Raw genomic sequence first — 25,940 nt, forward strand, 5'->3', positions numbered from 1 at the left:
AGTCAACCGGCGCCGTTGCCGGCGAAGAGATCCGGCGCGGGTTGAGACCGCGCCGTTAGTGCAGGCGGCTTCTAACCCCGCCTTCCGTCAATATCAAGCCTTCAAGAGCGGCTTTTTCTTAAGACACCGCGAAAGTCGGCGGGCGCTCGCGTCAGAGGCCGGATCAGACTTCGTCGTCGTCGTCGCCGACGCCGATCATGTCGGCGACATCGTCGTCTTCTTCCTCTTCGTCGGCGAGGAAAGTATCGTCGTCGTCATCGCCGAGATCCACATCGTCCTCGTCATCGCCGAGATCGGGCAGATCGTCGGCTTTCGCATCCTCGTCCGCCTCTTCGAGGGAGACGACCTCGACACCCTCTTCCTCCTCGGCGTCCGCTTCCTTCTCGGCAACTTCCTCTTCCTCCTCGATGGGGGCGACCTTGCCTTCCTCGAAATAGGAACGTGGATAGCTCTTGCCGGTATAGGGCGAGACGACCGGATCCTTGTTCAGGTCGTAGAATTTTTGACCCGTCTCGGGGTCGATGCGTTTGGTGCCAAGTTCGGGTTTTGCCACAGCAAGCCTCGTCGATGAAAGTTTGGTCCCCATAACCAGAGTTTACGGCGCTGTCAAAGCCTAAAGCCAACGTCATAAATCCCGGTGTTGAGAGACCTGTTGCAAGGGGATGACCATTTCGGTCCGCCGTGATACGAGACCGCCCAAACCAAAAGAAAAGGCCGGCTGCCGGCGTTTGATCCAGGGAAAACCCCATGTCGCACACTGCCGCCCCGAAACCGGCCACCGCTCGCAAATCGTCAGCGCTTTCAGGCACGGCGCGAGTGCCCGGCGACAAGTCGATCTCGCACCGCTCGTTCATGTTCGGCGGCCTCGCCTCCGGCGAGACCCGCATCACCGGCCTGCTGGAAGGCGAAGATGTCATGCGCACCGGCGCGGCGATGAAGGCGATGGGCGCGCATATCGAGAAGCACGGCACTGAGTGGGTGATCCGCGGCACCGGCAACGGCGCGCTGCTGCAGCCGGAAGGTCCGCTCGATTTCGGCAATGCCGGCACCGGCTCGCGCCTCACCATGGGCCTGGTCGGCACCTACGACATGGAAACGACGTTCATCGGCGACGCCTCGCTGTCCGGCCGGCCGATGGGCCGTGTGCTCGAGCCGCTGCGCCAGATGGGCGTGCAGGTGCTGAAGGCGACGCCCGGCGACCGCATGCCGATCACGCTGCACGGGCCCAAGCACGCAGCGCCCATCACCTACCGCGTGCCGATGGCCTCGGCGCAGGTGAAGTCGGCGGTGCTGCTCGCCGGGCTGAACACGCCCGGCGTCACCACCGTCATCGAGCCGGTGATGACGCGCGACCACACCGAGAAGATGCTGAAGGGATTCGGCGCCAATCTGTCGGTCGAGACCGATGAGCGCGGCGTGCGCCACATCTTCATCGAAGGCCAGGGCAAGCTCACGGGACAGACGATCGCGGTGCCGGGCGACCCGTCCTCGGCCGGCTTCCCGCTGGTGGCGGCGCTGATCGTGCCGGGCTCGGACATTACAATCGAAAACGTGCTTATGAACCCGACCCGCACCGGGCTTCTGTTGACGCTGCAGGAAATGGGCGCCCGGATCGACATTCTCGACCCGCGCAACGAAGGCGGCGAAGATGTCGCCGATCTGCGCGTGCGCTATTCCGAGCTGAAGGGCGTCACCGTGCCACCCGAACGGGCGCCGACGATGATCGACGAATATCCGGTGCTTGCGGTTGCGGCGAGCTTCGCCGAGGGCGAGACCCTGATGCTGGGGCTGGAAGAACTGCGGGTGAAGGAATCCGACCGGCTGTCGGCCGTCGCCGAAGGGCTGAAGCTCAACGGCGTCGACTGCACGGAGGGCGAGGCGACGCTTGCCGTACGTGGAAAACCCGGCGGCAAAGGGCTCGGCCAACACCCCAATGGGCACAACACCGTCGTCCAGACCCATCTCGACCACCGCATCGCCATGAGCTTTTTGATCATGGGACTGGCAACGGAAAAGCCTGTCACCATCGACGACCAGGCGATGATCGCGACCAGCTTTCCGGAGTTCATGGGGCTGATGAAGAGGCTGGGCGCGGAGATTGAGTGACAGTTGATGGCAACCAATAGCCTTGGAGGTTGGGGCCAAACTGGAACGTCGGCGGGACAGCGCCCCCCTCTGTCCTGCCGGACATCTCCCCCACAAGGAGGGAGATCGGCAGCTTCGGCGCTCCGCTCAATCCTGCAACGTAGACAATTGGCGAAAGCCGCGGTGACTGCCAATCTCCCCCCAAGTGGGGGAGATGTCCGGCAGGACAGAGGGGGGCGCGAAGGATCGCCACGCCTATCTGGATCATTGCGCTTTTCGGTTACGGTGGGCGGCGAATGACATCAACCTTCACCATCGCCATCGACGGCCCCGCCGGCGCCGGCAAAGGCACGCTGGCCCGCCGCCTGGCCGACCACTACCGGCTGAACCTGCTCGACACCGGCCTCACCTATCGCGCGGTGGCGCATGCGCTGCTTCGGCTCGGCCTGCCGCTCGACAATGTCTCGGCCGCCGAAACCGCTGCCCGCCAGGTCGATCTGGCAAAGCTCGACCGGTCGGTGCTGTCGGCGCATGCGGTCGGCGAGGCGGCCTCGAAAGTCGCTGTGTTCCCGTCGGTGCGGCGCATACTGGTCGAAAAGCAGCGTGAATTCGCCAAGGCGCCGCCCGGCGCGGTGCTCGACGGCCGCGACATCGGCACGGTGGTCTGCCCCGACGCCGACATAAAACTCTATGTGACGGCGAGCGCCGAGGTGCGGGCACAGCGACGGCTGGCCGAGATCGAGAGCATCGGCGGCACCGCCAATTTTGACGAGATCCTGGCCGATATCCTGCGCCGCGACGAGCGCGACATGGGCCGCGCCGACTCGCCGCTGAAGCCGGCCGCCGATGCGCACTTGCTCGACACGTCGGAAATGGCTATAGAAGCCGCGTTTCTTACGGCCAAGGCGATCATCGACGACGTTCTGGCCAAGAGAAACAAAGCCTGAGCCGGGATTTTCCACCCGTTGCCGATTGCCGGCGGCGAAAAGATACCCATCGGGCACGAACCAGCCTGCCAGCATTCTTCATGCGCCGGAATTGCCGCTTAGGCGGCCAAGGGCTTTTGCAAGCCCGGAACGCCGGCAGGCCAACGCAACGCTAACCCACGGCGCCCGCCCCGCTTGAGATGCGGGGCACTCCAGGAGAAACTATGTCAGTTGCAAATCCCACTCGCGATGATTTCGCGAGCCTGCTCGAAGAATCTTTTTCCGCCGGCCATTCCGGCGAAGGCCAAGTCGTCAAGGGCACGATCACCGCGATCGAAAAGGACATGGCTATCATCGACGTCGGCCTCAAGGTCGAAGGCCGCGTGCCGCTGAAGGAATTCGGCGTCAAGGGCAAGGACTCGACGCTCAAGGTCGGCGACACGGTCGAGGTCTATGTCGAGCGCATCGAGAACGCGCTTGGCGAAGCGATGCTTTCCCGTGAAAAGGCCCGCCGCGAAGAGAGCTGGGTCCGTCTCGAAGAGAAGTTCACCAAGGGCGAGCGCGTCGAAGGCGTCATCTTCAACCAGGTCAAGGGCGGCTTCACCGTCGATCTCGACGGCGCCGTGGCCTTCCTGCCGCGCAGCCAGGTCGACATCCGCCCGATCCGCGACGTCTCGCCGCTGATGCACAATCCGCAGCCTTTCGAGATCCTGAAGATGGATCGCCGCCGCGGCAATATCGTGGTGTCACGCCGCACCGTTCTCGAGGAAAGCCGCGCCGAACAGCGTTCGGAAATCGTGCAGAACCTCGAAGAGGGCCAGGTGGTCGAAGGCGTCGTCAAGAACATCACCGACTATGGTGCGTTCGTCGACCTCGGCGGCATCGACGGCCTGCTGCATGTCACCGACATGGCATGGCGCCGCGTCAACCATCCGACCGAAATCCTCAACATCGGCCAGACGGTCAAGGTGCAGATCATCCGCATCAACCAGGAAACCCACCGCATCTCGCTCGGCATGAAGCAGCTCGAGAGCGATCCGTGGTCCGAGATCGGAACGAAATTCCCGATCGGCAAGAAGATCAAGGGCACCGTCACCAACATCACCGACTACGGCGCGTTCGTCGAGCTGGAGCCGGGCATCGAGGGCCTCATCCACGTTTCGGAAATGTCGTGGACGAAGAAGAACGTGCATCCCGGCAAGATCCTGTCGACGACGCAGGAAGTCGACGTGGTGGTGCTCGAGGTCGATCCGGCCAAGCGCCGCATCTCGCTCGGCCTCAAGCAGACGCTCGAGAACCCGTGGCAGGCTTTCGCCAGCAGCCATCCGGTCGGCAGCCAGGTCGAGGGCGAGGTCAAGAACAAGACCGAGTTCGGCCTGTTCATCGGCCTCGAAGGCGATGTCGACGGCATGGTCCATCTTTCCGACCTCGACTGGACCCGTCCGGGCGAGCAGGTGATCGAGGAGTACAATCGCGGCGACATGGTCAAGGCGCAGGTGCTCGACGTCGACATCGACAAGGAGCGCATCTCGCTCGGCATCAAGCAGCTGGCCAAGGACACGGCCGGCGAGGCAGCGACTTCAGGCGAACTGCGCAAGAACGCGGTTGTCACCTGCGAGGTCACCGGCGTCAAGGATGGCGGTCTGGAAGTGCGGCTGGTCGACAGCGGCATCGAGACCTTCATCAAGCGCTCCGACCTCAGTCGTGACCGCGACGAGCAGCGCCCCGAGCGCTTCACGGTCGGCCAGAAGGTCGACGCCCGCGTCATCGCCTTCGACAAGAAGACCCGCAAGCTGCAGGTCTCGATCAAGGCGCTGGAAATCGCCGAGGAGAAGGAAGCGGTCGCTCAGTACGGCTCGACCGACTCCGGCGCTTCGCTGGGCGACATTCTGGGTGCCGCGCTGAAGAAGCAGGGCAGCTAAGTCTGCAAACGCCACGCCTAGCGCGCGGCTCGAACACACAACCCGCGGACCGAAAGGTTCGCGGGTTTTTTCATGATCGCGAGGAGTCGCGCAATGTCACTGGGTGGTCCGGCAACCGATCGTGCTTGAAACGGCCGACGGAGCCTATAGTTTGCCGCATCGGCCCGAAAGATCGGTCCCGGATACGTATGCGAAACGATCGGGGCGCGAGCCCTATGATCCGCACCGGTTTCAGTCTTGCAATCCTGTTGATCGGCACGATCGCGGTATCGGCGGCCCTGCCACCCTTCTGGCAACGCAAAGCCGAAATCCAGGCAATACTCGACAGCGGCGCCCTCGCCGACGTGCTGGAAAGGCGCGGCCCGATCGACGCGGTCGAGCGTGTGGGAAACGACCATTACCGGGTGCGGGCCGGCGGCTGCGCACTCGACGTGCTGATCGTCGACGATGCCAGCGCGGCCGTGATGCCGGGACCGCGCAAGTTCTTGCTCAAGCTCGGCGAGCTCGTCTGCAAATGAGCCGCCGGATGACGCTGATTTTCCAGCGAGTCCTCGGCCCGATCCGATACCGGCCAATCAGGCCCTGCCGTAAAGCGGCACCAGTGTGCCGCTCATCGCCAGATTGGCCGGCGAAGCGAGGTATGCAATGGCCTCAGCGGCAGCTTCCAGGCTGACCCATTTGCTGAAATCGGCAGCCGGCATGTCAGCCCGGGTAGCCGGCGTATCGAGGGTCGAGGGCGCGACCGCATTGACCAGGATGCCCTTGCCCTTGAGTTCTTCCGCCATCGCCACCGTCATTGCCGCGACCGCCGCCTTGCTGGCGGCATAGGCGACCATGCCGGAACCGCGCCGCAGGTCGAGCCCGGCGCGCGCCGTGACATTGACGATACGGCCCGACACGGAAGATTCCAGCATCGAGCGTATCGCCGCGCGGCAGCACAGGAAGGTGGTACGGGCGTTGGTGTCCATCATTTCTGCAAAGGACGCGGGCTCGATCTTCTCGACCGGCGCGGCGGTGAAGCCGCCGGCCAGATGGATGGATGCCCACAAATCCGTAACACTGGCGTAGAACGCATCGACCTTGGCGGGGTCGGCGAGATCGACATTGTGCGCCAGCCGGACGCGCTCATGGGCCGGGAAGGGAAAATGCGCAGGCGCGGCAGCATGGGCATTGGGCACATGGCAGATCGCGCCCTGCTCCAGCAGTTTGCCGACAACCGCGCCACCGAGCGCTCCGGTGCCGCCGGTCACCACAATATGCCTGCCGTCCAGTGTGTCCGTCATCTTCGACCGCTCCAGTCATTCACATGCCGCGCCGCCGCCGAAGGGTCGCGCCTTTCGCGCGATCACTCAACCGAAATCTCGATGACACAGCGTCGCTTGTGCGCGTCAAGCCGTCGGCTATCCATCGAAGATCGTATCTCCAAGCAGACGCTGCCACAGCACTCAATCGACAGTGATCTCGATGACATACGGCAGTCCGGTCGCCCGCGCGCGCTTAAGTGCGTCTGCCAGATGACCGATGCCGGCGAGTCGCTCGGCGGCAATGCCATAGGCTTCGGCCAGCTTGCAGAAATCAGGCGGCGCCGGCGATACGCCGACCGGCTCGACGCCGACATCGAGCATCGAGGTTTCGATTTCGCGATAGCCGCGATTGTTCCAGACGACGAAGATCACCGGCGCCGCAGCATCGAGCGCGGCTCCCAGTTCCGGCAGCGTGAACTGAAACCCACCGTCGCCGGTGAGACAAACGACCGGCGCATCGGGCACGGCAAGGGCCGCACCGATCGCGGCCGCCGGACCATAGCCCAGCGCGCCGAAGCCGGTGGCGGCGTTGAACCAGCCGCCCGGGCGGTCGTGGTCGTAATAGAGGTTGGCGGCATAGACCGGCTGGGTCGAATCGCCGACGATGATCGAGCCCGGCAATGCATCACGGATCACCTCGACGGCGCGGGTTTGCGCTTGGAGACCCGGGCTGATTTCGGCGAACGCGGCTTGCCTGGTCGCAGCGGCGCGAGCCTGACCGTCGCCCGATGGCGCCTGGTCCCTACCAATTTCTGAAAGCAGCGCCTCGAGGGCTACGCCACAATCGGCCTGGATCGAAATCGTAGCTGGTCGGCGGGCAAGCTGGTCGGCGCCGATGTCGATGCGGATGAGATTGGTAGGCAGGACAAAGCCGCCATCGCCATATCCGTCATAGTCGGTCGGGCCGAACTCGGTGCCGGCGGCGATGACCAGGTCGGCGTCGGCAATCAGCGCGCGCACCGCCTTCAGGCTGGGGCTGGCCGGCACGGCAAGCGAATGGCGGTGCAGCAGGCCGCGGGCATTGGCGGTCTGAACCACTGGTGCTCCCAGCCTTTCGGCGAGGCGCTGCAACGGCGCTTCGGCTCTCCTGGCGCCGCCGCCGGCAAGGATCAGCGGTCGGCGGGCAGCCGCGCAAAGTCTTGCCGCCTCTGCTATCGCCGCCGCATCCGGTTCGGGCGGCGCTACATTCGTCAGCAAAGCCGCGATGCCGTCGGCCGGCTTGACCATAATATCGGTTGGGATCTCAATATGGACCGGACCGGGACGCGAGGATGAAAACAGGGCGAAGGCGCGGGCGAGCACGCCGGGCAGTTCGCCAGCCTCGGTGACACGGTGTGAGAACAGCGCGACCTTCTCCATCATGCCGCGCTGGTCGGGCAGCTCGTGCAGATGGCCGAGGCCCTTGCCCAGCGTCGTCGTGGCGTTGACGCCTGAGATCACCAGCATCGGAACCGAATCGGCGCGGGCCTGGCCCATGGCGGTGATGGTGTTGGTCAGCCCCGGCCCGGTGATGACGAAGGCGACGCCCGGCCTGCCGCTGGCGCGCGCATAGCCGTCGGCCATGAAGCCGGCGCCCTGTTCGTGGCGCGGCGTGACGTGGCGGATCTTCGAGCGCGCCAGCCCGCGATAGAGTTCGACCGTATGCACACCCGGAATGCCGAAGACGGTGTCTACATCATGGGCCTCGAGCAAAGTGATGAGCGCTTCGCCGACTGTCGTCATTGTCTGAGCACCGGACGTGTGAGGCAAGTCGGGCCGCCCTCGCAGGCGATGCACAGCGCGTCCGCCTCGAAGGTCGAAACCCTGCAGCCGGCGGCCGCCATGGCCGCTGCCGTTTTCGGGAAGCCGGCGACGGCGATCACGTCGCGCGGCGCGGTCGGCAGCACATTGAGGCTGAGGCCGTTGGAGGCGAAGAACTCCTGCGCGTCGCCCTCGACCAGGCGAATGCCGCGCGCCCGCAGCATCTGGTAGAAGGCAGCCGGCAAAAGCGGTGCATAGACCAGCGCCAGATCGTCGGCGAGCGGACTGATCACCGACATCAGATGCAGGCATGCCTCCTCGCCGTGCCAGAGCGGCAGGTCGTAACCGTAGACCTGGATACCTTTGGGTGAGAGCAGGTTAGCGAGTTGCTGGATGCCCTCCTGGTTGGTGCGCACGCCGCGGCCGACGGCCAGAGTCCTTGCATCCAGCCAGACGCAGTCGCCGCCCTCGACCTGTCCGGGATGCTCGATGCGACCAAGGACAGGCACGCCCATGCGCCTGTAGGCCGCCTCGTGCAGGCCGGGCTCGGCCCGGCGCAGCGCCTTGCCCATGGCAAGGATGATGGCGCCGTGGTCGGTCATCAGCGACGGATCGTGGGTGAAGACGGAATCGGCAAGCCCGTCGTCGGCGTCGGTCAGCCATTCGATCTCGGCGCCAGATGCCGAAACCAGCGTCGTCAGCGCCTCATGCTGGGCAGCCGCCTTTTGCGGATCGAAGCCGGGGCCATAGTGCCATTCCGATGCTTCGGCGCGGTGCATGGCGCTTGCGGCGGACCGCATCAGCACGCGCTGCAGGGGCCCGGCCATGGACTGCGACCCGTATGCTTTACCCACCAAGTACTCCTGAAACATCCCATCCAGCCAATAGCTACTCAGCGAGCCGTGATCAATGGTCCAAAAAGCATGGTTGACGGAGGCAAGCGGAACGGTCCATCTTGAGAATGAGAAGTCTGTCCAGTGATGGGTAATGAGTAAAAGATTCCAGCAGCGACGGGTCCAGCCGCTTCGTGAGGCACCGAAAAGGTGATAGCGCAAGGCACGGCCCCCGCCCTGAAGCACACGGCGCAGAACAGCGCCGCTGAAGCCATCCATGTCGAGAACCTGCACAAGAAATTCGGCGAACTGCATGTGCTGAAGGGCGTTTCGCTGTCGGCGCGCGACGGCGAGGTCATCGCCATCATCGGCGGCAGCGGTTCGGGCAAGTCGACGCTGCTGCGCTGCATCAATTGCCTGGAGAACCCGACCAGCGGCATCGTCCGCGTCAATGGCGAGGAGATCCGGATGAAGGCCGACAGCCACGGCCACACCGTTCCCGCCGACCGCAAGCAGATCGAGCGCATCCGCTCCAAGCTCGGCATGGTTTTCCAGAATTTCAATCTGTGGAGCCACATGACGCTGATCGAGAACGTCATCGAGGTTCCGGTGCATGTTCTTGGCGTCAAGCGCGACGTGGCTATCGCCGAGGCCGAAAAGCTGCTCGCCCGCGTCGGCCTGGCCGAGAAGCGTGACGTCTATCCGGCCTATCTGTCGGGTGGTCAGCAGCAGCGCGCGGCCATCGCCCGGGCGCTGGCCATCAATCCGCGCGTCATGCTGTTCGACGAGCCGACCTCGGCGCTCGACCCGGAACTGATCGGCGAGGTGCTGAAGGTGATCGGCGATCTGGCGCGCGAGGGCCGCACCATGGTGCTGGTCACCCATGAGATGAAGTTTGCCCGCGAGGTCGCGACGCATGTCGTCTATCTCTATAACGGGTTGGTCGAGGAAGAGGGACCGCCGGAGCAGATCTTCGGCGCTCCGAAATCCGAAAGGCTGAAGCAATTCATCCGCAACATCGGTTAAGCCGAGGCGGATGGACAAACGGGAACAACAACAAACTGGGAGTTACTGAAATGAAGACCGTTCTGAAGACATTTGCCGCAGCGCTGTTGCTCGGCGTTGCCGCGATGGGCGTGGCCAAGGCCGATCCGGTCAAGATCGGTGTCGCCGCCGAACCTTATCCGCCGTTCACCTCGCCGGATGCCTCGGGCAAATGGGTCGGCTGGGAGATCGAATTCATCGACGCGGTCTGCGCCGAGCAGAAGCTCGACTGCGTTATCACGCCTGTCGCCTGGGACGGCATCATCCCGGCGCTGACGACCAAGAAGATCGACGTTATCGCCAGCTCCATGTCGATCACCGACGAGCGCAAGAAGACGATCGACTTCTCCGACAAATATTACAATACGCCGACGGCCATCATCGGTCCGAAGGACCAGAAGTTCGGCGCTTCCCCGGAAGATCTCAAGGGCAAGATCATCGGCGTCCAGGTTTCGACCGTGCATGCCGACTACGTCAAGAAGCACTTCACCGAAGCCGCGGAAATCAAGGAATATCAGACCCAGGACGAGGCCAATCAGGATCTTGCCGCCGGTCGCGTTGATGCGGTGCAGGCCGATTCTATCGCGCTCGATGCCTTCCTGAAATCGGATCAGGGCAAGCAATGCTGCGATATGAAGGGCACGGTCGCGCCGGATCTGGCAATCCTCGGGCCCGGTGTCGGCGCTGGCGTCCGCAAGGAAGACACCGAGCTGAAGGAGAAGATCAACGCCGGCATCAAGGCGATCCGCGCCAACGGCAAATATGACGAGATTTCGAAGAAATACTTCGATTTCGACATTTACGGCGCCGACACACAGTCGAACTGACGGCATCCCTGAGCGAATAACCACGCGGCGCGGACAGCGCGCCGCGTGGCTTCGTCGAAATCCACCCATGCAAGCTTTCCGCTGACGGTATCGCCAGCGGTTTTGGCGCCAGCAATTCGGGGGCGACGCTGATCGACGCATTTCTTCCGGCCTCTGCGGCCCGCATCATCGAACTTCTTTCGCCGACGCCGCCTGGCTGGGGCGGAACACTTCTGGTCGGACTTCTCCACTCCGTCGAGATCGCTGCCGGTGCGTTCGGCCTCGGCCTCGTGATCGGCATTTGCGGTGCGTATGGCAAGCTCTACGGCGGACCCGTGGTGCGCGATCTGCTGGCGGTCTACACGACGATCGTCCGCGCCGTGCCGGAGCTGGTGCTGATCCTGCTGCTCTATTATGCAGGCACCGATTTGATCAACCAGCTGCTGACGGCGATGGGGTATCAGCGCATCGACATCAGCGGGCTGGTGGCCGGCATTGCCGTGCTCGGCTTCGTCCAGGGCGCCTATTCGACCGAGGTGATGCGCGGCGCGATCCTTGCCATCCCACAAGGCCAGATCGAGGCCGCAAGAGCCTTTGGCATGTCTCCCGGCCTCCTGCTGCGACGCATCACGCTGCCGGCGATGCTGCCCTTCGCCATACCAGGCCTTGCCAATCTCTGGCTGATCGCCACCAAGGACACCGCCCTGCTCGCAGTCGTCGGCTTCTTCGAACTGACATTGGCCACGCGGCAAGCGGCGGGCGTAACCAAAGCCTATCTCACATTCTTCCTCGCCGCAGGCATGATCTATCTTCTGTTGACGCTGGTCTCCAATCTGATCATCGGCCGCATCGAGGCCCGGGCTCGGCGCGGCATGCCTTCCGTCAAGGAGGCGCGTTGATGGCTGTCGAAGCGACCATCGTCAACGTAGGCGCCCGCGCGTCGCTGTGGCTGCAGCCGCACCGCATCGTGCTGGTCCTGATCGGGCTGGCTCTGGTTCTGGCCGCCGCCTTCTTCATGCGCTGGGACTGGCTGCCGCAATATTATGAAATGGCGCTTGTCGGGATCTGGCGCACGCTCTGGATCCTGGCCGTCACCTGCATACTGGGCTTCACGCTCGCAGTGCCGCTCGGGCTGGCGCAGGCGGCCGGCCCCTTCTGGCTCGCGGCGCCCGCAAAGACTTTCTGCACCGTCATCAGGGGAACGCCGCTGCTGCTGCAGCTCTGGCTCCTCTACTATGGGCTCGGCTCGCTGTTTCCACAGTATCCATGGATTCGCGAATCCTGGATGTGGCCGTATCTCAGGCAAGCGTGGCCCTACGGCGTCCTGGCGCTGACCTTGTCCTTCGCCGGTTATGAGGGCGAGGTGATGCGAGGCGCCTTTGCCGGGGTGCCGAAGGGCCAGCTCGAGGCCGCCCGCGCGTTCGGCATGAGCCGCTGGAAGATCCTCCGGCGGATCTGGCTGCCGCAAGCCTTTTACCGGGCGCTGCCGACGCTGACCGGCGAAACCGTGCTGCAGTTGAAATCGACGCCGCTGGTGGCGACCATCAGCGTGATCGACATATTCGCCGTCTCGTCCAAGGTGAGGCAGGGCACCTTCCTCACCTATGAACCCTTGCTGCTCCTGGCGTTGATCTATATGGCGATCACCGGCATCCTGGTCTTCGCCCTCGGCAAGATCGAGGCGCGGATCCCGAACAAGATCGGCTAGGGTTTTTAGTGAGTAGTCGGTAGTGAGTAGTGCGTAGGCAGTCGCTCACACTACTCACTAAATCCCTACTCACTACTCACTAGAGGCACTCACAATGCAACTCAGTCTCGACCAGGCGACAGGGCTGTGCCGGATGGCGGCGCTCGGCGCCGGCGCCAATGAAGAAGCGGCGCAGTCGCTCGCAGCCTCCATCGTGGCGGCCGAAGCGGAAGGTCTGTCGACGGTCGGGCTGTCGCATTTCATCGACTATCTCGAAGCGCTGGAGGCCGGCCGCATCGACGGCAAGGCCGAGCCGGTCATCACCAGGCCGGCTTTGGCGATCTATCTCTCCGACGCGCGTGGCGGTCTGGCGCATACCGGCTTCGACCGCACGATCGACGGTCTCGCCAAGGCGGCGCGCCTGTTCGGCGTCGCCATCTTTTCGCAGAAGAACGCCTATACATGCGGCGCACTCGGCTATTTCACCGGGCGGCTGGCCGCGCAGGGGCTGGTGTCCTTCGCCGCGACCAACGGACCGGCCGTGCTTGCCGGCTCGGGCTCGGTCAAGCCGGTCTACTGCACCAACCCGATGTCCTTCGCCGCGCCCGCCGCCGACGGAGCGCCACTGGTCATCGACCAATCGTCGAGCGCCACGGCTTTCGTCAACATCCGCAAGGCGGCCGAGGATGGCAAGAAAATTCCCGAAGGCTGGGCCTTGGACGTCAGCGGCAACCCGACCACCGATCCCGCTGCCGCCATGAAAGGCGCGATGCTTGCCTTCGGTGGCCAGCGCGGCGCCAACATCGCGCTGATGGTCGAAGTGCTGGCGGCGGGGCTATCGGGCGCCAACTGGTCGCTCGATGCACCATGGTTCACCGACGGACCGGACAGCCCGGGAACCGGCCTCTTCGTGCTGGCCGTCGAGCCCAAGCTGCTCGATCCGGATTTCGAGAAGCGCATGGAGGACCAACTCGACCGGTTGCGCCGCCGCTACGGCGTGCATGTGCCCGGCCGCGCCCGAGCCGAAGCGGCGGAGAAGGCGGCGGCACGGGGCATAACGGCGCCCAAGGCCGTGGTCCAACGCATCTCCGAATTCGCCGCCCGGTATTCTTCGTAGAAAGTTTGTCTGCGTTTTTTTCGCCGTCGTTGAACCTTTTTGCGCTGTGCCGCGACCAATGCCTGTCCGGGGTGGGGTTTGCCCGGGCGGTGACATCCGGTCCCGAGTGTCCAAGGCTGAGGCGGGCGTCTCACGTCGTCCTGATACCGTCTCAGGTCAGGCCGCCTCGTCGGACCTTGACGCCGACCATGGAAGTCACCCGGAAAACCCCGCTTCGGCGGGGTTTTCTGCGTTCTCTCGGATCTGATCGGTTAACATGCCCGTTTTGGTCAACTTTTGTTCATTTGACTTTAACCGAGGTGGTCGGGTGTTTGCGCCGAGCAGCAAAAGAGGAACCCCAATGTCCGCAAGCACCGACAATTCCAGCAGATGCCTTTTCTTCCCAGCGCTTGGCAGCCTCTATGCGGCGCTGAACACCGCCTCCGAAACCATCCTGCGTGCCGTGGCCGGCATCTTCCTCACCATCCATGGCTCGCACAAGATCACCGATCCGTTCGGCGCCGCCGAGATGGTCGAAGGCCTCGGCTTCTATCCCGGCGCATTTTGGTCTCTGCTGCTCGCCTGCACCGAGTTCTTCGGCGGCATCCTCATCGCTATCGGCCTGTTGACCCGCCCGGCCGCCTTCGCCGGAATGTTCGTGCTTCTGGTCACGGTGTGGTTCCATTGGGTCACTATGGGGCAAGGCTATTCGGGCGCCGAAAAATCGCTGCTGTGGGCGGCAATCCTGTTCTTCTTCGTCATTCGCGGCGGCAACCGCCAATCGATCGACGCGCGCATCGGCAGAGCGTTCTGAACCAGCCGAAGCAGAGGCATCGGCGACAATTGATCGCCCTTTGCCTTTGATGCGAAACCGATTATGAAACGGCTTCAGCCAAGCCCCAGTAGATCTGGGCCCCAGTAAATCTGGAAACTGCGCCGGAGCCCGCAATGACCGAAATCCTGCAGACCCCAAAGCTCGTCGTCGTGTTTGGCGGCTCCGGCTTTGTCGGCCGCCACGTGGTGCGGGCGCTGGCCAGACGCGGTTATCGCATCAGGGTCGCCTGCCGCCGGCCCGATCTCGCCGGCCATCTGCAGCCGCTCGGCAATGTCGGCCAGATCCAGCCGGTGCAGGCCAATGTTCGTGTGCGCTGGTCGGTCGACCGCGCCGTGCAGGGTGCCGACCATGTCGTCAACCTGGTGGCGATCCTGCATGAGGGCGGCCGGCAGAAATTCACGTCCGTCCACGAATTCGGCGCCCGCGCGGTCGCCGAAGCGGCGCGCGCCGTCGGCGCCGGCCTCACCCATATCTCGGCGCTGGGCGCCGATCTGAACGCGCAATCGGACTATGCGCGCACCAAGGCGCTCGGTGAGAAAGCTGTTCTGGAAACCATCGGCGATGCCGTCATCTTGCGGCCGTCGATCAATTTCGGGCCGGAGGACAGCTTCTTCAACCGCTTCGCCAACATGGCGCGTTATTCGCCGGTGCTGCCGCTGATCGGCGGCGGGCAGACCAAATTCCAGCCGGTCTATGTCGGCGATGTCGCTGAAGCGGTGGCGCGCTCGGTCGATGGCAAGGTCCAGGGCGGCCGGGTCTATGAGCTTGGCGGACCGCAGGTGCTGACCTTCAAGGAATGCATGCAGGAAATGCTTGCCATGATCGACCGCAAACGGCTTCTGGTATCGGTGCCGTGGTGGGTGGCGAACATGCAGGCATCGATCCTCGGGCTTTTGCCCAATCCGCTGCTGACCAAGGATCAGGTCCTGCAGCTGCGCGAGCACAACATCGTGTCGGCCGCGGCCACCAGGGAAGACAGGACGCTCGCCGGCCTCGGCATCCAGCCGCAGTCGATCGGCAGCATCCTGCCGAGCTATCTCTGGCGCTACCGCGCCGCCGGCCAGTTCCAGCGCAAGACGGCGGCATAACACCAGCCAATCAGACGCTCACGAAACGCGCCGTGTGACCTGCATCGGCAGGCCGCCCTGCGGTTGCGTCGTCAGTTTCTGCACCGGCCATGGCTTGGTCTCGGCGGTGGTGTCGAAGCGAAACCGCGACAGCATGATGGCCAGCGCGATGATCGCCTCCTGCATGGCAAAGCTGGCGCCGATACAAACGCGAGGGCCGGCACCGAACGGCAAATACTGGAAGCGGTCGATCTTCTCGCGATTTCCCGGATGAAAGCGTTCGGGCATGAAGGCGTCGGGTCTGTCCCACAGCTTGCGATGGCGGTGGACGACCCAGGGCATGACCAGCACCGCGGCGCGGCGCGGTATATAGAGGCCGTTCCAGGTTTCGGGCTCGATCGGCTCGCGATTGATCGACGGCGCCGGCGGATAGAGCCTGAGCGCTTCGTCGAACGCGGCGCGGGTGAACGGCATGGCGTCGAGCCATTTTGTCGGGTCGGGCTCGCGCGCCAGCACGGCATCGATCTCGCGCTCGATCTTCTCGCGCTCCCAAGGCGCTTCGGCCAGGCAATAGAGCGTCCAGCCAAGTGCTCGCGCCGTGGTTTCGTGGCCGGCGCCGATGAAGGTGATGATGTTGTCCTCGACCTCGGCGCGCGTCAGCCCGTCCGGACCCTCCGCCTTGAGCAAAAGCGTGAGAAAATCCTGCGGCACCTTGTCCGGATCGCGCTTGACCCGCTCTTCGCGCATCTTGACGGTGTCGGTGACGATCTTGCGGAAATAGGCCATGGTCTTGCGGCCGCGGATGCGGGTCAGGCGCGGCAGCCATTCGGGTGCCCGCAACAGGTCGAGCGGATCAACCCGGCCCATCGTCTCGAACAGCCGGTCGATCTCCTTGGCGAAGCTGCCCGGTTCGCCTGATATCTCGCCGGAAAACAGCGTCTCGGCCAGGATGTCAAAGGTAAGCAGCGTCATGTCATGGGCGATGTCCGACGTGCCGCGGCCCTCGTAGCGCGTGACGAACTCCCGCGTGCGCCTCAGCATCGGCCCGGCAAAACCGAAGATGTGGCGCGGCGTGAACACCGGCGCCATCGCCTTGCGTGAACGCCTCCATACCTCACCTTCGGCGGTCAGCAGGCCGTCGCGCAGGATCGGCCGCAGGATCATCTGGCGCACCGTCGCCATCTTGTAGTTTTTGGCGTTGTCGACCAGCACGTGGCGGATCAGGCCGGGGTCGTTGGCGATGACCAGCGGCCCCCCGATGCCGGTCACCGATATCCAGGGTTGGTTATAGGTCGGCTCGCCCCACAGTTCGAGCGGGTTGCGATAGACGATACGGATCATCTCCAGCGTCGAAGGCGGCGACGTGCGCGGTTTCGGCGCCGGCGGGACGAAGGGGGCGGGCTGACTGTCCATGGCGTGCTCCGCTGGTGAACTCAATGTAGGGGCTGGCAAGGCAACCGTCCATGTGGCCGAACGGCAAAGGCGAAGCATCCCGCTCCCGGATGTGACCGGAGCACCGCCAAGTGCCTGCTTGCCGGAACAGGCCGGCCTGCTCCTGTTGCCGCCGCTCTGTCCCCAACACCGGCTCGACTTCTCGGGTCCGATGCCCCAACCGGCCAGGCGTGCTCTTCCTCCATTCGGAAATGCTTGCAAACCTTGGAAAAACCGCCTTTTGCGCCTATATCTAGGGCATCAAGGACGCGCGATTCGGAGCCGATTTTTAGCGCTGGATATGCGGCATCAATCAGACAGGTTTTCATGAGCGATCAGATCGACAACGCCAGCGGCGCTGAGGCCGAGTACGGCGCCGATTCCATCAAGGTTTTGAAGGGCTTGGACGCCGTCCGCAAGCGGCCGGGCATGTATATCGGCGATACCGACGATGGCTCGGGCCTGCATCACATGGTCTACGAGGTGGTCGACAACGCCATCGACGAGGCGCTGGCCGGCCATGCCGATCTCGTCACGGTGACGCTCAACCCCGACGGTTCGGTGACGGTCATCGACAATGGCCGCGGCATTCCGACCGATATTCACACCGGCGAAGGCATTTCGGCGGCGGAAGTGATCATGACCCAGCTGCATGCCGGCGGCAAGTTCGACCAGAACTCCTACAAAGTGTCCGGCGGCCTGCACGGCGTCGGCGTCTCGGTGGTCAACGCGCTGTCGGCCTGGCTGAAGCTGAAGATCCGCCGCAATGGCCAGATTTACGAGATGAGCTTCACACACGGCAATGCCGACGCGCCACTGAGGGTCACCGGCAGCTACGAGCAGCGCAAGGTTGCCGGCACCTATGAGGGGCGCAGCGGCAGCGAGATCACCTTTTTCCCGTCGTCCGAAACCTTTACCATGGTCGAATTCGACTTCGGCACGCTGGAGCATCGGCTGCGCGAACTCGCCTTCCTGAATTCCGGCGTGCGCATCGTTCTGACCGATGCCCGCCATGCCGACGTCGTGCGCCATGAGCTGCACTATGATGGCGGACTGGAGGAGTTCGTCAAATATCTCGACCGCGTGAAGAAACCGCTGATCGACAAGCCGATTGCGATCAAGGCCGAGCGCGACGGCATCACCGTCGAAGTCGCCATGTGGTGGAACGACAGCTACCACGAGAACGTGCTGGCCTTCACCAACAACATTCCGCAGCGCGACGGCGGCACGCATCTTGCCGGTTTCCGCGGCGCGCTGACGCGCCAGATAACCGGCTACGGCGACTCCTCGGGCCTCACTAAGAAGGAGAAGGTAGCGCTGATCGGCGACGATTGCCGCGAAGGGCTGACGGCGGTGCTGTCGGTCAAGGTTCCCGACCCGAAATTCTCCTCGCAGACCAAGGACAAGCTGGTCTCGTCCGAAGTCCGCCCGGTGGTGGAAGGGCTCGTCAACGAGGCGCTCGGCACCTGGCTCGAAGAGCATCCTGCCGAGGGCAAGGTCGTCATCGACAAGGTCATCCAGGCGGCAGCGGCGCGCGAAGCCGCGCGCAAGGCGCGCGACATCACCCGCAAGAGCTCGCTCGGCGTCACCTCGCTGCCCGGCAAGCTGGCCGACTGCCAGGAACGCGACCCGGCGAAGTCCGAAATCTTCATCGTCGAGGGCGACAGCGCCGGCGGCTCGGCCAAGGGCGGCCGTTCCCGCCAGAATCAGGCCATTCTTCCGCTGCGCGGCAAGATCCTCAATGTCGAGCGGGCCCGCTTCGACCGCATGCTCGGCTCCGACATGATCGGCACGCTGATCACCGCGCTCGGCACCTCGATCGGCAAGGACGAATTCAACGCCGACAAGCTGCGTTACCACAAGATCATCCTGATGACCGACGCCGACGTCGACGGCGCCCACATCCGCACCTTGCTGCTGACGTTCTTCTTCCGGCAGATGCCGGAGCTGATCGAGCGCGGCCATCTCTATATCGCGCAGCCGCCGCTCTACAAGGTGACGCGCGGAAAGAGCTCGCAATACATCAAGGATGAAAGCGCCTTCGAGGAATTCCTGATCGGCTCGGGGCTGGAAGAGGCGTCGCTTGCGCTCAGCACCGGCGAGGTGCGGGCCGGACAGGACCTGCGCAGCGCCATCGACGATGCGCTGGCGGTGCGCCAGCTCATCAATGGGCTGCACACACGCTATAACAGAGGCGTGGTCGAGCAGGCGGCGATCGCGGGCGGGCTCAACCCGGAGGTTTTCGCCGATCTCGGCCGGGCCAACGCCATGGCCGAGCGTGTCGCCCGGCGTCTCGACATCATCGCCGAGGACACCGAACGCGGCTGGACCGGCCGCATGTCGACCTCGAACGAAGGCATCGGCGGCTATGTGTTCGAGCGCACGGTGCGCAGCGTCAAGGAGTTCGCGCATCTCGATCTCGCGCTGATCAATTCGGCCGATGCCCGCCAGCTCGACCGCTATGCGCCGCGCCTGGCAGAGGTCTATGGCGAGCCGCCGGTGCTGCGCCGCAAGGATGTGGCCGAAACCATCTCGGGACCGCTGGCACTGCTCAACGCCGTGTTTGCCACCGGACGCAAGGGCCTGACCATGCAGCGCTACAAGGGCCTCGGCGAGATGAACGCCGAGCAGCTCTGGGAAACCACGCTCGACCCGAATGTGCGCTCGCTGCTGCAGGTCAAGGTCAATGACGCGACGGACGCCGACTCGCTGTTTTCGCGACTGATGGGGGACGAGGTCGAACCCAGGCGCGAGTTCATCCAGGAAAACGCGCTGTCGGTCGCTAATCTGGATATCTGAAGCCCAAGCCGGGTGCTCAATTTCGGATGTTTGAGACATAATTGGTAGGCTTAAGCTTACCAAACATGTCTACCGCCCCCAACAAAGATCACTGAGGGCCGGCCGGAACGGAACGGCTTCCAAGGCATTGTAATCGATCAACGATCACAATAGCCGCAGGAGGCACTCATGGGACGTGGCATTTTGCTCTGGCTTCTCGGAGTCCCGATTCCGATCATTATTCTCATCATGCTTTTCGCACGGTAGGGGGCTGACATGCAGTCAACCCTAACGGCTGTCGACGTTTCCACGCCGACGGAATCCTCCTCCACCGCTGTCAGCTGGGGGCCGATCATTGCCGGCGCGTTCGCTGCCTCGACGCTGACCTTGATCCTGATGCTGCTCGGCTCCGGGCTCGGGCTGACCATGGTTTCGCCGTGGTCCGGCTTGAGCACCTCGGTCACAACTTTCGCGGCCTCCACCGCGGCGTGGCTGATCATCGTGCAGTGGCTGTCGTCGGCTCTCGGCGGCTATCTTGCCGGGCGGCTGCGCACCAAATGGGTCGGCGTCCACACCGATGAAGTCTTTTTCCGCGATACCGCTCACGGCTTCCTCGCTTGGGCGCTTGCGACCTTGCTCGTTGCCGCGGTGCTCGGTTCGGCGCTCTCCGCGGCTATCGGAACTGGTGTCCAGGCCGCTTCGACTGTCGCGTCTGGCGCGGCAATGGGCGCTTCGGCAGGTGCTAGTGCGAACGTCGGAAGCGGCTCGACCGACAACGCAACGTCGTACTTCGTCGATACGTTGTTCCGCCCGGCCGATGCGGCCAGGCTTGCTGCCGCCAATCCGGAGAGCGATGCGGCGGCCACGGCGCAGGCTTCACGCATTTTGATCGCGAGCGCAGCTGCAGGCGAAGTTTCGGCAGACGACAAGACCTATCTGTCGCAGTTGGTGGCTGCCCGCACGGGGCTGTCGGAACCGGATGCCAAGGCCCGTGTGGATGCGGTGATTGCCAGGGCACAGGAAACAAAGGTCCAGGCCCAGCAGGCCGCCGATACCGCCAGGAAGGCCGGTGCCAGTTTTGCGCTGGTTGGCGCGCTGTCCCTGGTCGTCGGCGCCTTCATCGCGAGCGCGGCGGCCGCCCTTGGCGGCAGGCAACGCGACGACGAGGAGGCGGTCTTCCTGACCAACCGTTGATCGGTGCTTGACGGTGCCCTCCATGCCGGACTGTGAGCCGGCATGGGCCTGTTGTTTTAATGGCGATCGCCATGGATTGCGCGCGCTGATTCGCCGAGACGAGCGGGCTCCTATTTTCCAGCAGCGATCGTCGGCACTGCCTGACTTGGCTCGAATTTGCGGCCGAGGTCGACTGCGTCGCGCAGCACGTCAATATGCGAACGCGGCGTGCCGGCGGCTGGGGCGATCTCGATACCGGTAGCCTTCAGTGACCAGTAGAGCGTGTGGGTGAAGATGCGACCACGCGAACTGCGCAACTTGACCTGAATGTTCTCCACGCCGGGGCCGAAATTTTCTGCCATCGGCCCGGAGACCGGGTCGCCCGTCAGCCAGCCATTGCCCCTGTCGAAGATGTTGGTCCAACGTGTCGCGGCAAACACTGCGCCATGATGCACCGCCCGCTGTGGCTTGCCCGAACGGCTGCGCCCTTCCTGGTAAAGGACGGTTCCACCGGCCGCCGTCTCGGCGATCGGCGGGCATGCCGAGAACAGCCGCTCAGCGATGCCTCGCCTGAATTCGGCGAGATTATAGGTCACCAAAAACTCGCTGTGGGTCAGCGGGCTGCCGAGCGTGACGAAATCGCTGATCTTCCACGGCAATGGATGATCGGCGTCCCTGACGCGAAGCTGCCGATAGAGCTCCCATTGGGCGCGCCGGAATCCGGAAAAATCATCCAAGCTGTCGGGCCAAGCAGAAACATCGGCGTTGAGCGCGGTCGTGTCGACGGCGCGGATCGCTTTCAGTCTTGCTTTGTCGCGGACGGCTTCCAGCTTTCGGGGCCTGAAATCGGCCCACAATATCTGCAGCAGATCATAGGCGATGATTGATCCCAGGCTGTGCGAGACCAGCACGATCCGGTCGTAGGCATCGTCCATCATGAGACGCCTCAGCAGCGTCAGGCCACGGTCTCGGACAAGCGCGCGCTTCTCGACCGTTGCCGCTTCAGCACGCACATACGCGGCCACATCGCCGAAATAAGGTAGGCCAAAGCGGTCCACCAACCAGATGACGAACGAGGCCAGGATCGTGACGAGCGTGCCCGTAGTCCAGGAAATATACCCTTGCGAGGCCGATGTCGCGAGCACGAGCGCCGCGCACAGGACCGTTATGACGGCCAGAAGCGTGACGACATAGAGCCCGCGGGCGTCGCGCGGAATGTCGGCAGGCTTGCGCCAGAGCAGGCTCGTCACCCAGGCTGCAAGCCGGCCTCGTGTCGTGCCTTGCGTGATGTCGGCCCAGTAAAGCTCGTAGAAATCGGTGCGGCGGCCATCGACATCGTAAGGGGTGGTGATCCGGCGAAGCTCGTGTGAGTTCGTCCGGCTGTCGGGCGTGATCCAGCTCCGGTTGATCTTCTCGCCGGCGGGCCGGCCTGGATCGGAGACACGGGCATAAAACGGCACGCGAGCGGGATCGTGACTCCAGACAGCCTGAACAAATTCCCTCAGCGTGCTCATGGGCCGCTGTTCGCCCATGCCATGCACGATGACCACAGCCTGGCTGAGCTTGCGGGGCGCTTTACCCGGGGCCGGCGTATTGGCCGTGACCGGCGACGCAGCAGGATGACGGTCGGACACCAGTGCCTCCGTTGGTGCAAATCCCGGAACAGAATTCGCCCATCGTAGCTCTGAAACCGGCATGGAAGCAAAGACGCTCCAGGCCGGATGCTCAGGGTCAAGAAAAAACCCGGCGGGGAGCCGGGCTTAATCCGAGCAACTGGCGGTGTGTCGGGGCCGCGAAGCCGGATCAGTGATCCATGGCCTTGACGATCTCTTCGGTCATCTTCTTGGCGTCGCCGAGCAGCATCATGGTGCCGTCCTTGTAGAACAGCGTGTTGTCGATGCCGGCATAGCCGGAGCCGAGCGAGCGCTTGACGAACAGGCAGGTGCGGGCCTTGTCGACATCGAGGATCGGCATGCCGTAGATCGGCGACGACTTGTCGTCGCGGGCGGACGGGTTGGTGACGTCGTTGGCGCCGATGACATAGGCGACATCGGCCTGCGCGAATTCGGAGTTGATGTCCTCCAGCTCGAACACCTCGTCGTAAGGCACGTTGGCTTCGGCCAGCAGCACGTTCATGTGGCCGGGCATGCGGCCGGCGACCGGATGAATGGCGTATTTGACGTCGACACCGGCTGCCTTGAGCTTGTCGGCCATCTCGCGCAGCGCATGCTGCGCCTGGGCGACCGCCATGCCGTAGCCCGGCACGATGATGACCTTCTGCGCGTTCATCATCAGATAGGCGGCATCGTCGGCCGAACCCTGCTTGACCGTGCGCTCGATGCCGTCGTCGGCAGCGGCGGAAGTCTCGCCGCCGAAGCCGCCGAGGATGACCGAGATGAACGACCGGTTCATGCCCTTGCACATGATGTAGGACAGGATCGCACCGGACGAGCCGACCAGCGCGCCGGTGATGATCAGCGCCAGATTGCCGAGCGTGAAGCCGAGTGCTGCCGCCGCCCAGCCCGAATAGGAATTCAGCATCGAGACGACCACCGGCATGTCGGCGCCGCCGATCGGGATGATGAGCAGGACGCCAAGGACAAGCGATGCCGCGACGATCAGCCAGAACACCAGCTTGGACTCGCTGGTGACCAGCAGCACGATCAGCACGATCAGCGCGATGCCGAGAGCGGCGTTGATGAAGTGGCGGCCGCCGATCATGATCGGCTTGCCCGACATGCGGCCGTCGAGCTTGAGGAAGGCAATGACCGAGCCGGTGAAGGTGATGGCGCCGATGGCGACACCAAGGCTCATCTCGATCAGCGCCTGGGCGTGGATGTCGGCGACCGTGCCGATGCCAAAACTTTCCGGCGCATAGATGGCGGCAGCCGCCACCATGACGGCGGCAAGGCCGACCAGCGAATGGAAGGCGGCGACCAGCTGCGGCATCGAGGTCATGGCGATGCGTCGGGCGGTGACCGCGCCGACCGAGCCGCCGATCAAAAGACCGAGCACGATGAGGCCGAAGCCGCCCGCCGAAGGGGTCGCCAGCGCCAACGTGGTGGCAATGGCGATGCCCATGCCGATCATGCCGTACATGTTGCCCTGACGGCTGGTGGTCGGGTGCGACAGGCCGCGCAATGCCAGGATGAACAGGATGCCGGAGACCAGATAGAGGAAGGAGGCGAAGTTGGCGTTCATGGCGCTCTACTTGTCCTTCTTCTTGTACATCGCCAGCATGCGCTGGGTGACGAGAAAGCCGCCGAAGATGTTGACCGAGACCAGCATCAGCGCGACGAAACCGAAGCCGGTGGCGATGCCGGACGCCGAGATGCCGACGGCAAGCAGCGCGCCGACGACGATGACCGAGGAGATGGCGTTGGTCACTGCCATCAGCGGCGTGTGCAGCGCCGGCGTCACCGACCAGACGACGTAATAGCCAACGAAGATCGCCAGGACGAAAATGGCGAAACGGAAGACGAACGGATCGATCGCCCCGCCGGACAGCGCGTGCGCAGCGTCGGCTGCCGCATCGGTGCCGCCTGGAGCGGTGGCCAGATCCTGCACCGCAAGCCGGACGGCGGCGGTCGCCTGGTCGAGCTGGTCGAGGGCTTTCTGCAAGGTCTGGTCCATCACGCGATCCCTTTCGGCTTATTAGCGGGCGACTTGGGTGCGGCAGGTTTCTTTGTAGCGGCCGGTTTCTTTGCAGCAGCGGGCTTCGCAGGCTCGGCCGAGGCGATCATCACCGCCGGCTTGCCGGCGAAGGCCGGATGCACGACCTGGCCGCCATCGGTCAGCATCGTCGCCTTGACCAGATCGTCGTCGCGGTTGATGGCAAGCGCCTTCGTGGTCTTGTCGACAAGCGTCTCTATGAACGCAAAGAGGTTCCTGGCATAGAGCAGCGAGGCGGATGCCGCGACGCGGCCCGGCACGTTGAGATGGCCGACGATCTTTACCCCGTTGGCCGTGGTCACCACCTGCCCGGGCACGGCGCCTTCGACATTGCCGCCGCGCTCGACCGCGAGGTCGATGATCACCGAGCCCGGCTTCATCGAGGCGACCATCGCGGCCGAAACGAGCTTCGGCGCCGGACGGCCGGGAATCAGCGCCGTGGTGATGACGATGTCCTGCTTGGCGATGTGCTCGGCGGTCAGCGCCGCTTGCTTGGCCTGGTATTCCCTGGACATTTCCTTGGCGTAGCCGCCCGCCGTCTCGGCCGCCCTGAACTCCTCATCCTCGACCGCCAGGAACTTTGCTCCCAGCGAGGCGACCTGTTCCTTGGCGGCGGGGCGCACGTCGGTGGCGGTGACGACGGCGCCAAGCCGTCTTGCCGTCGCAATGGCCTGCAGGCCGGCGACGCCGACGCCCATGATGAAGGCTTTCGCCGCCGGCACTGTGCCAGCCGCCGTCATCATCATCGGCAGCGCCCGGTCATATTCGGCAGCCGCGTCGATCACTGCCTGATAGCCGGCGAGGTTCGCCTGGCTGGACAGGACATCCATGGACTGGGCGCGGGTGATGCGCGGCATGAACTCCATCGAGAAGGCGGTGACGCCGGCCCTTGCCAGAGCATCGACGGCAGCATCGTTGCCGTAGGGATCCATGATGGCGATGACCGCTGTGCCCCGGCGATAGGCCTTCAGCTCCGCTTCGCTGGGCCGGCGCACCTTCAGCACCACATCGGCCTTGGCGATATCGCCGGCCTTACCGATCACGGCGCCCGCCTTGGCGAACTCCTCGTCGGGAATGCGCGATGCCGTGCCGGCGCCGCTTTCGACGATCACGTCGAACCCCAGCCCCGCCAGCCGCTTCACCGTATCCGGCGAGGCGGCAACGCGCGGCTCGTTCGCATCGAGCTCACGAGGGATGAAAACCGTCTGTCCCACCGCATGATCCTTTCGGCTGGAACCTGTCTGCGCAGGACGCCGGCCGGACGTCCGGCGAAGTCGCGGGCAAGGGTTTGAAGGGCAAGGGGTTTTGAAGAATTTACCGGAGAATGAAGGCGCCGACGGCGAGGATCAGAACGAACAGGATAAACCCGGAGAAGAAGCCGCCCGCAAAGAAGCCGAAAGCCATTGCCAAGAGCACGGCGGCGCAAAAGAGCGATCCGTATTTGGCGAGCATGACAAAGCCGGCATAGGTGCGGTCGTGCTCGGCATAGTCCATCTTCGCGCCCAGTTCGACAGGACCGGTCGGCGTGTGATCAGCCATAG

The 25,940-nt window shown here is 64.0% G+C and carries 23 protein-coding genes; 13 read left to right on the top strand and 10 right to left on the bottom strand.

Annotated elements, in window-relative coordinates:
• Nucleotides 1-163: 163 nt before the first annotated feature.
• Nucleotides 164-553: a TIGR02300 family protein gene (locus CIT25_RS09735; protein ID WP_095485047.1), complete on the bottom strand. Its 390-nt coding sequence runs from the start codon at nucleotides 551-553 to the stop codon at nucleotides 164-166.
• 194 nt (nucleotides 554-747) lie between these two features.
• On the opposite strand from CIT25_RS09735, the gene aroA reads away from it, so the two are divergent.
• From aroA to CIT25_RS09760, 4 genes are all read left to right on the top strand, one after another.
• On the top strand, nucleotides 748-2,106 hold the full coding sequence (gene aroA / locus CIT25_RS09740) for a 3-phosphoshikimate 1-carboxyvinyltransferase (RefSeq protein WP_095484342.1): 1,359 nt from the start codon (nucleotides 748-750) through the stop codon (nucleotides 2,104-2,106).
• Between the two features lie 275 nt (nucleotides 2,107-2,381).
• A complete protein-coding gene (gene cmk / locus CIT25_RS09750) occupies nucleotides 2,382-3,032 on the top strand; it encodes a (d)CMP kinase (protein ID WP_095484343.1) in 651 nt (216 codons plus the stop codon).
• 203 nt (nucleotides 3,033-3,235) lie between these two features.
• Nucleotides 3,236-4,933, top strand: coding sequence for a 30S ribosomal protein S1 (gene rpsA, locus CIT25_RS09755; protein ID WP_095484345.1), 1,698 nt, complete (start codon nucleotides 3,236-3,238; stop codon nucleotides 4,931-4,933).
• Nucleotides 4,934-5,148: 215 nt separating this feature from the next.
• The gene (locus CIT25_RS09760; RefSeq protein WP_095484346.1) at nucleotides 5,149-5,451 is read left to right on the top strand and encodes a hypothetical protein; all 303 of its coding nucleotides are present in this window, start codon (nucleotides 5,149-5,151) and stop codon (nucleotides 5,449-5,451) included.
• Nucleotides 5,452-5,508: 57 nt separating this feature from the next.
• On the opposite strand, the gene CIT25_RS09765 is transcribed toward CIT25_RS09760, so the two are convergent.
• From CIT25_RS09765 to CIT25_RS09775, 3 genes are all read right to left on the bottom strand, one after another.
• Entirely contained in the window at nucleotides 5,509-6,216 is a 708-nt protein-coding gene (locus tag CIT25_RS09765) for an SDR family NAD(P)-dependent oxidoreductase (RefSeq protein WP_095484348.1), read from the bottom strand.
• Nucleotides 6,217-6,378: 162 nt separating this feature from the next.
• Nucleotides 6,379-7,959 (bottom strand): 5-guanidino-2-oxopentanoate decarboxylase, encoded by a 1,581-nt coding sequence (locus CIT25_RS09770; RefSeq protein WP_095484349.1) that lies wholly within the window; start codon nucleotides 7,957-7,959, stop codon nucleotides 6,379-6,381.
• Nucleotides 7,956-8,804, bottom strand: a complete 849-nt coding sequence (locus CIT25_RS09775; protein WP_164759275.1) for a dimethylarginine dimethylaminohydrolase family protein — start codon at nucleotides 8,802-8,804, stop codon at nucleotides 7,956-7,958. Before CIT25_RS09775 ends, CIT25_RS09770 begins: the two co-directional genes overlap by 4 nt.
• A 219-nt stretch (nucleotides 8,805-9,023) precedes the next feature.
• On the opposite strand from CIT25_RS09775, the gene CIT25_RS09780 reads away from it, so the two are divergent.
• From CIT25_RS09780 to CIT25_RS09810, 7 genes are all read left to right on the top strand, one after another.
• The gene (locus CIT25_RS09780; RefSeq protein WP_095485048.1) at nucleotides 9,024-9,836 is read left to right on the top strand and encodes an ABC transporter ATP-binding protein; all 813 of its coding nucleotides are present in this window, start codon (nucleotides 9,024-9,026) and stop codon (nucleotides 9,834-9,836) included.
• 50 nt (nucleotides 9,837-9,886) lie between these two features.
• Complete coding sequence (locus CIT25_RS09785; RefSeq protein ID WP_095484352.1) at nucleotides 9,887-10,681, top strand: transporter substrate-binding domain-containing protein; 795 nt, start codon at nucleotides 9,887-9,889, stop codon at nucleotides 10,679-10,681.
• A gap of 212 nt (nucleotides 10,682-10,893) precedes the next feature.
• Nucleotides 10,894-11,559, top strand: a complete 666-nt coding sequence (locus CIT25_RS09790) for an ABC transporter permease (RefSeq protein ID WP_095484354.1) — start codon at nucleotides 10,894-10,896, stop codon at nucleotides 11,557-11,559.
• Nucleotides 11,559-12,368 (top strand): ABC transporter permease, encoded by an 810-nt coding sequence (locus tag CIT25_RS09795; RefSeq protein WP_095484356.1) that lies wholly within the window; start codon nucleotides 11,559-11,561, stop codon nucleotides 12,366-12,368. The genes CIT25_RS09790 and CIT25_RS09795 overlap by 1 nt, the downstream gene beginning before the upstream one ends.
• Nucleotides 12,369-12,462: 94 nt before the next feature.
• Nucleotides 12,463-13,464: an Ldh family oxidoreductase gene (locus tag CIT25_RS09800; RefSeq protein ID WP_095484357.1), complete on the top strand. Its 1,002-nt coding sequence runs from the start codon at nucleotides 12,463-12,465 to the stop codon at nucleotides 13,462-13,464.
• A 340-nt stretch (nucleotides 13,465-13,804) separates the two neighbouring features.
• The gene (locus tag CIT25_RS09805; RefSeq protein ID WP_095484359.1) at nucleotides 13,805-14,257 is read left to right on the top strand and encodes a DoxX family protein; all 453 of its coding nucleotides are present in this window, start codon (nucleotides 13,805-13,807) and stop codon (nucleotides 14,255-14,257) included.
• Between the two features lie 134 nt (nucleotides 14,258-14,391).
• On the top strand, nucleotides 14,392-15,366 hold the full coding sequence (locus CIT25_RS09810) for a complex I NDUFA9 subunit family protein (RefSeq protein WP_095484360.1): 975 nt from the start codon (nucleotides 14,392-14,394) through the stop codon (nucleotides 15,364-15,366).
• 18 nt (nucleotides 15,367-15,384) lie between these two features.
• Here CIT25_RS09810 and CIT25_RS09815 read toward each other — a convergent pair whose 3' ends face one another.
• A complete protein-coding gene (locus CIT25_RS09815) occupies nucleotides 15,385-16,758 on the bottom strand; it encodes a cytochrome P450 (protein WP_095484361.1) in 1,374 nt (457 codons plus the stop codon).
• A gap of 345 nt (nucleotides 16,759-17,103) precedes the next feature.
• Here CIT25_RS09815 and gyrB point away from each other — a divergent pair, with 345 nt between their 5' ends.
• Entirely contained in the window at nucleotides 17,104-19,575 is a 2,472-nt protein-coding gene (gyrB, locus tag CIT25_RS09820) for a DNA topoisomerase (ATP-hydrolyzing) subunit B (RefSeq protein WP_095484362.1), read from the top strand.
• Between the two features lie 255 nt (nucleotides 19,576-19,830).
• A complete protein-coding gene (locus CIT25_RS09825; RefSeq protein WP_095484363.1) occupies nucleotides 19,831-20,748 on the top strand; it encodes a hypothetical protein in 918 nt (305 codons plus the stop codon).
• A gap of 110 nt (nucleotides 20,749-20,858) precedes the next feature.
• Here CIT25_RS09825 and CIT25_RS09830 read toward each other — a convergent pair whose 3' ends face one another.
• The 5 genes from CIT25_RS09830 to CIT25_RS09850 form a co-directional block, all read right to left on the bottom strand.
• Nucleotides 20,859-22,361 carry a hypothetical protein gene (locus tag CIT25_RS09830; protein WP_095484364.1) on the bottom strand — a complete coding sequence of 501 codons (1,503 nt, stop codon included), beginning with the start codon at nucleotides 22,359-22,361 and terminating at the stop codon, nucleotides 20,859-20,861.
• Between the two features lie 169 nt (nucleotides 22,362-22,530).
• Entirely contained in the window at nucleotides 22,531-23,928 is a 1,398-nt protein-coding gene (locus CIT25_RS09835; protein WP_095484365.1) for an NAD(P)(+) transhydrogenase (Re/Si-specific) subunit beta, read from the bottom strand.
• 6 nt (nucleotides 23,929-23,934) lie between these two features.
• On the bottom strand, nucleotides 23,935-24,360 hold the full coding sequence (locus CIT25_RS09840) for a proton-translocating transhydrogenase family protein (protein ID WP_077375054.1): 426 nt from the start codon (nucleotides 24,358-24,360) through the stop codon (nucleotides 23,935-23,937).
• A complete protein-coding gene (locus CIT25_RS09845; RefSeq protein WP_095484366.1) occupies nucleotides 24,360-25,613 on the bottom strand; it encodes a Re/Si-specific NAD(P)(+) transhydrogenase subunit alpha in 1,254 nt (417 codons plus the stop codon). Before CIT25_RS09845 ends, CIT25_RS09840 begins: the two co-directional genes overlap by 1 nt.
• A 100-nt stretch (nucleotides 25,614-25,713) precedes the next feature.
• Complete coding sequence (locus CIT25_RS09850; RefSeq protein WP_095484367.1) at nucleotides 25,714-25,938, bottom strand: aa3-type cytochrome c oxidase subunit IV; 225 nt, start codon at nucleotides 25,936-25,938, stop codon at nucleotides 25,714-25,716.
• Nucleotides 25,939-25,940: the final 2 nt, after the last annotated feature.

Source organism: Mesorhizobium mediterraneum, assembly GCF_002284565.1.
In the GTDB taxonomy this organism is placed as follows: domain Bacteria; phylum Pseudomonadota; class Alphaproteobacteria; order Rhizobiales; family Rhizobiaceae; genus Mesorhizobium; species Mesorhizobium mediterraneum.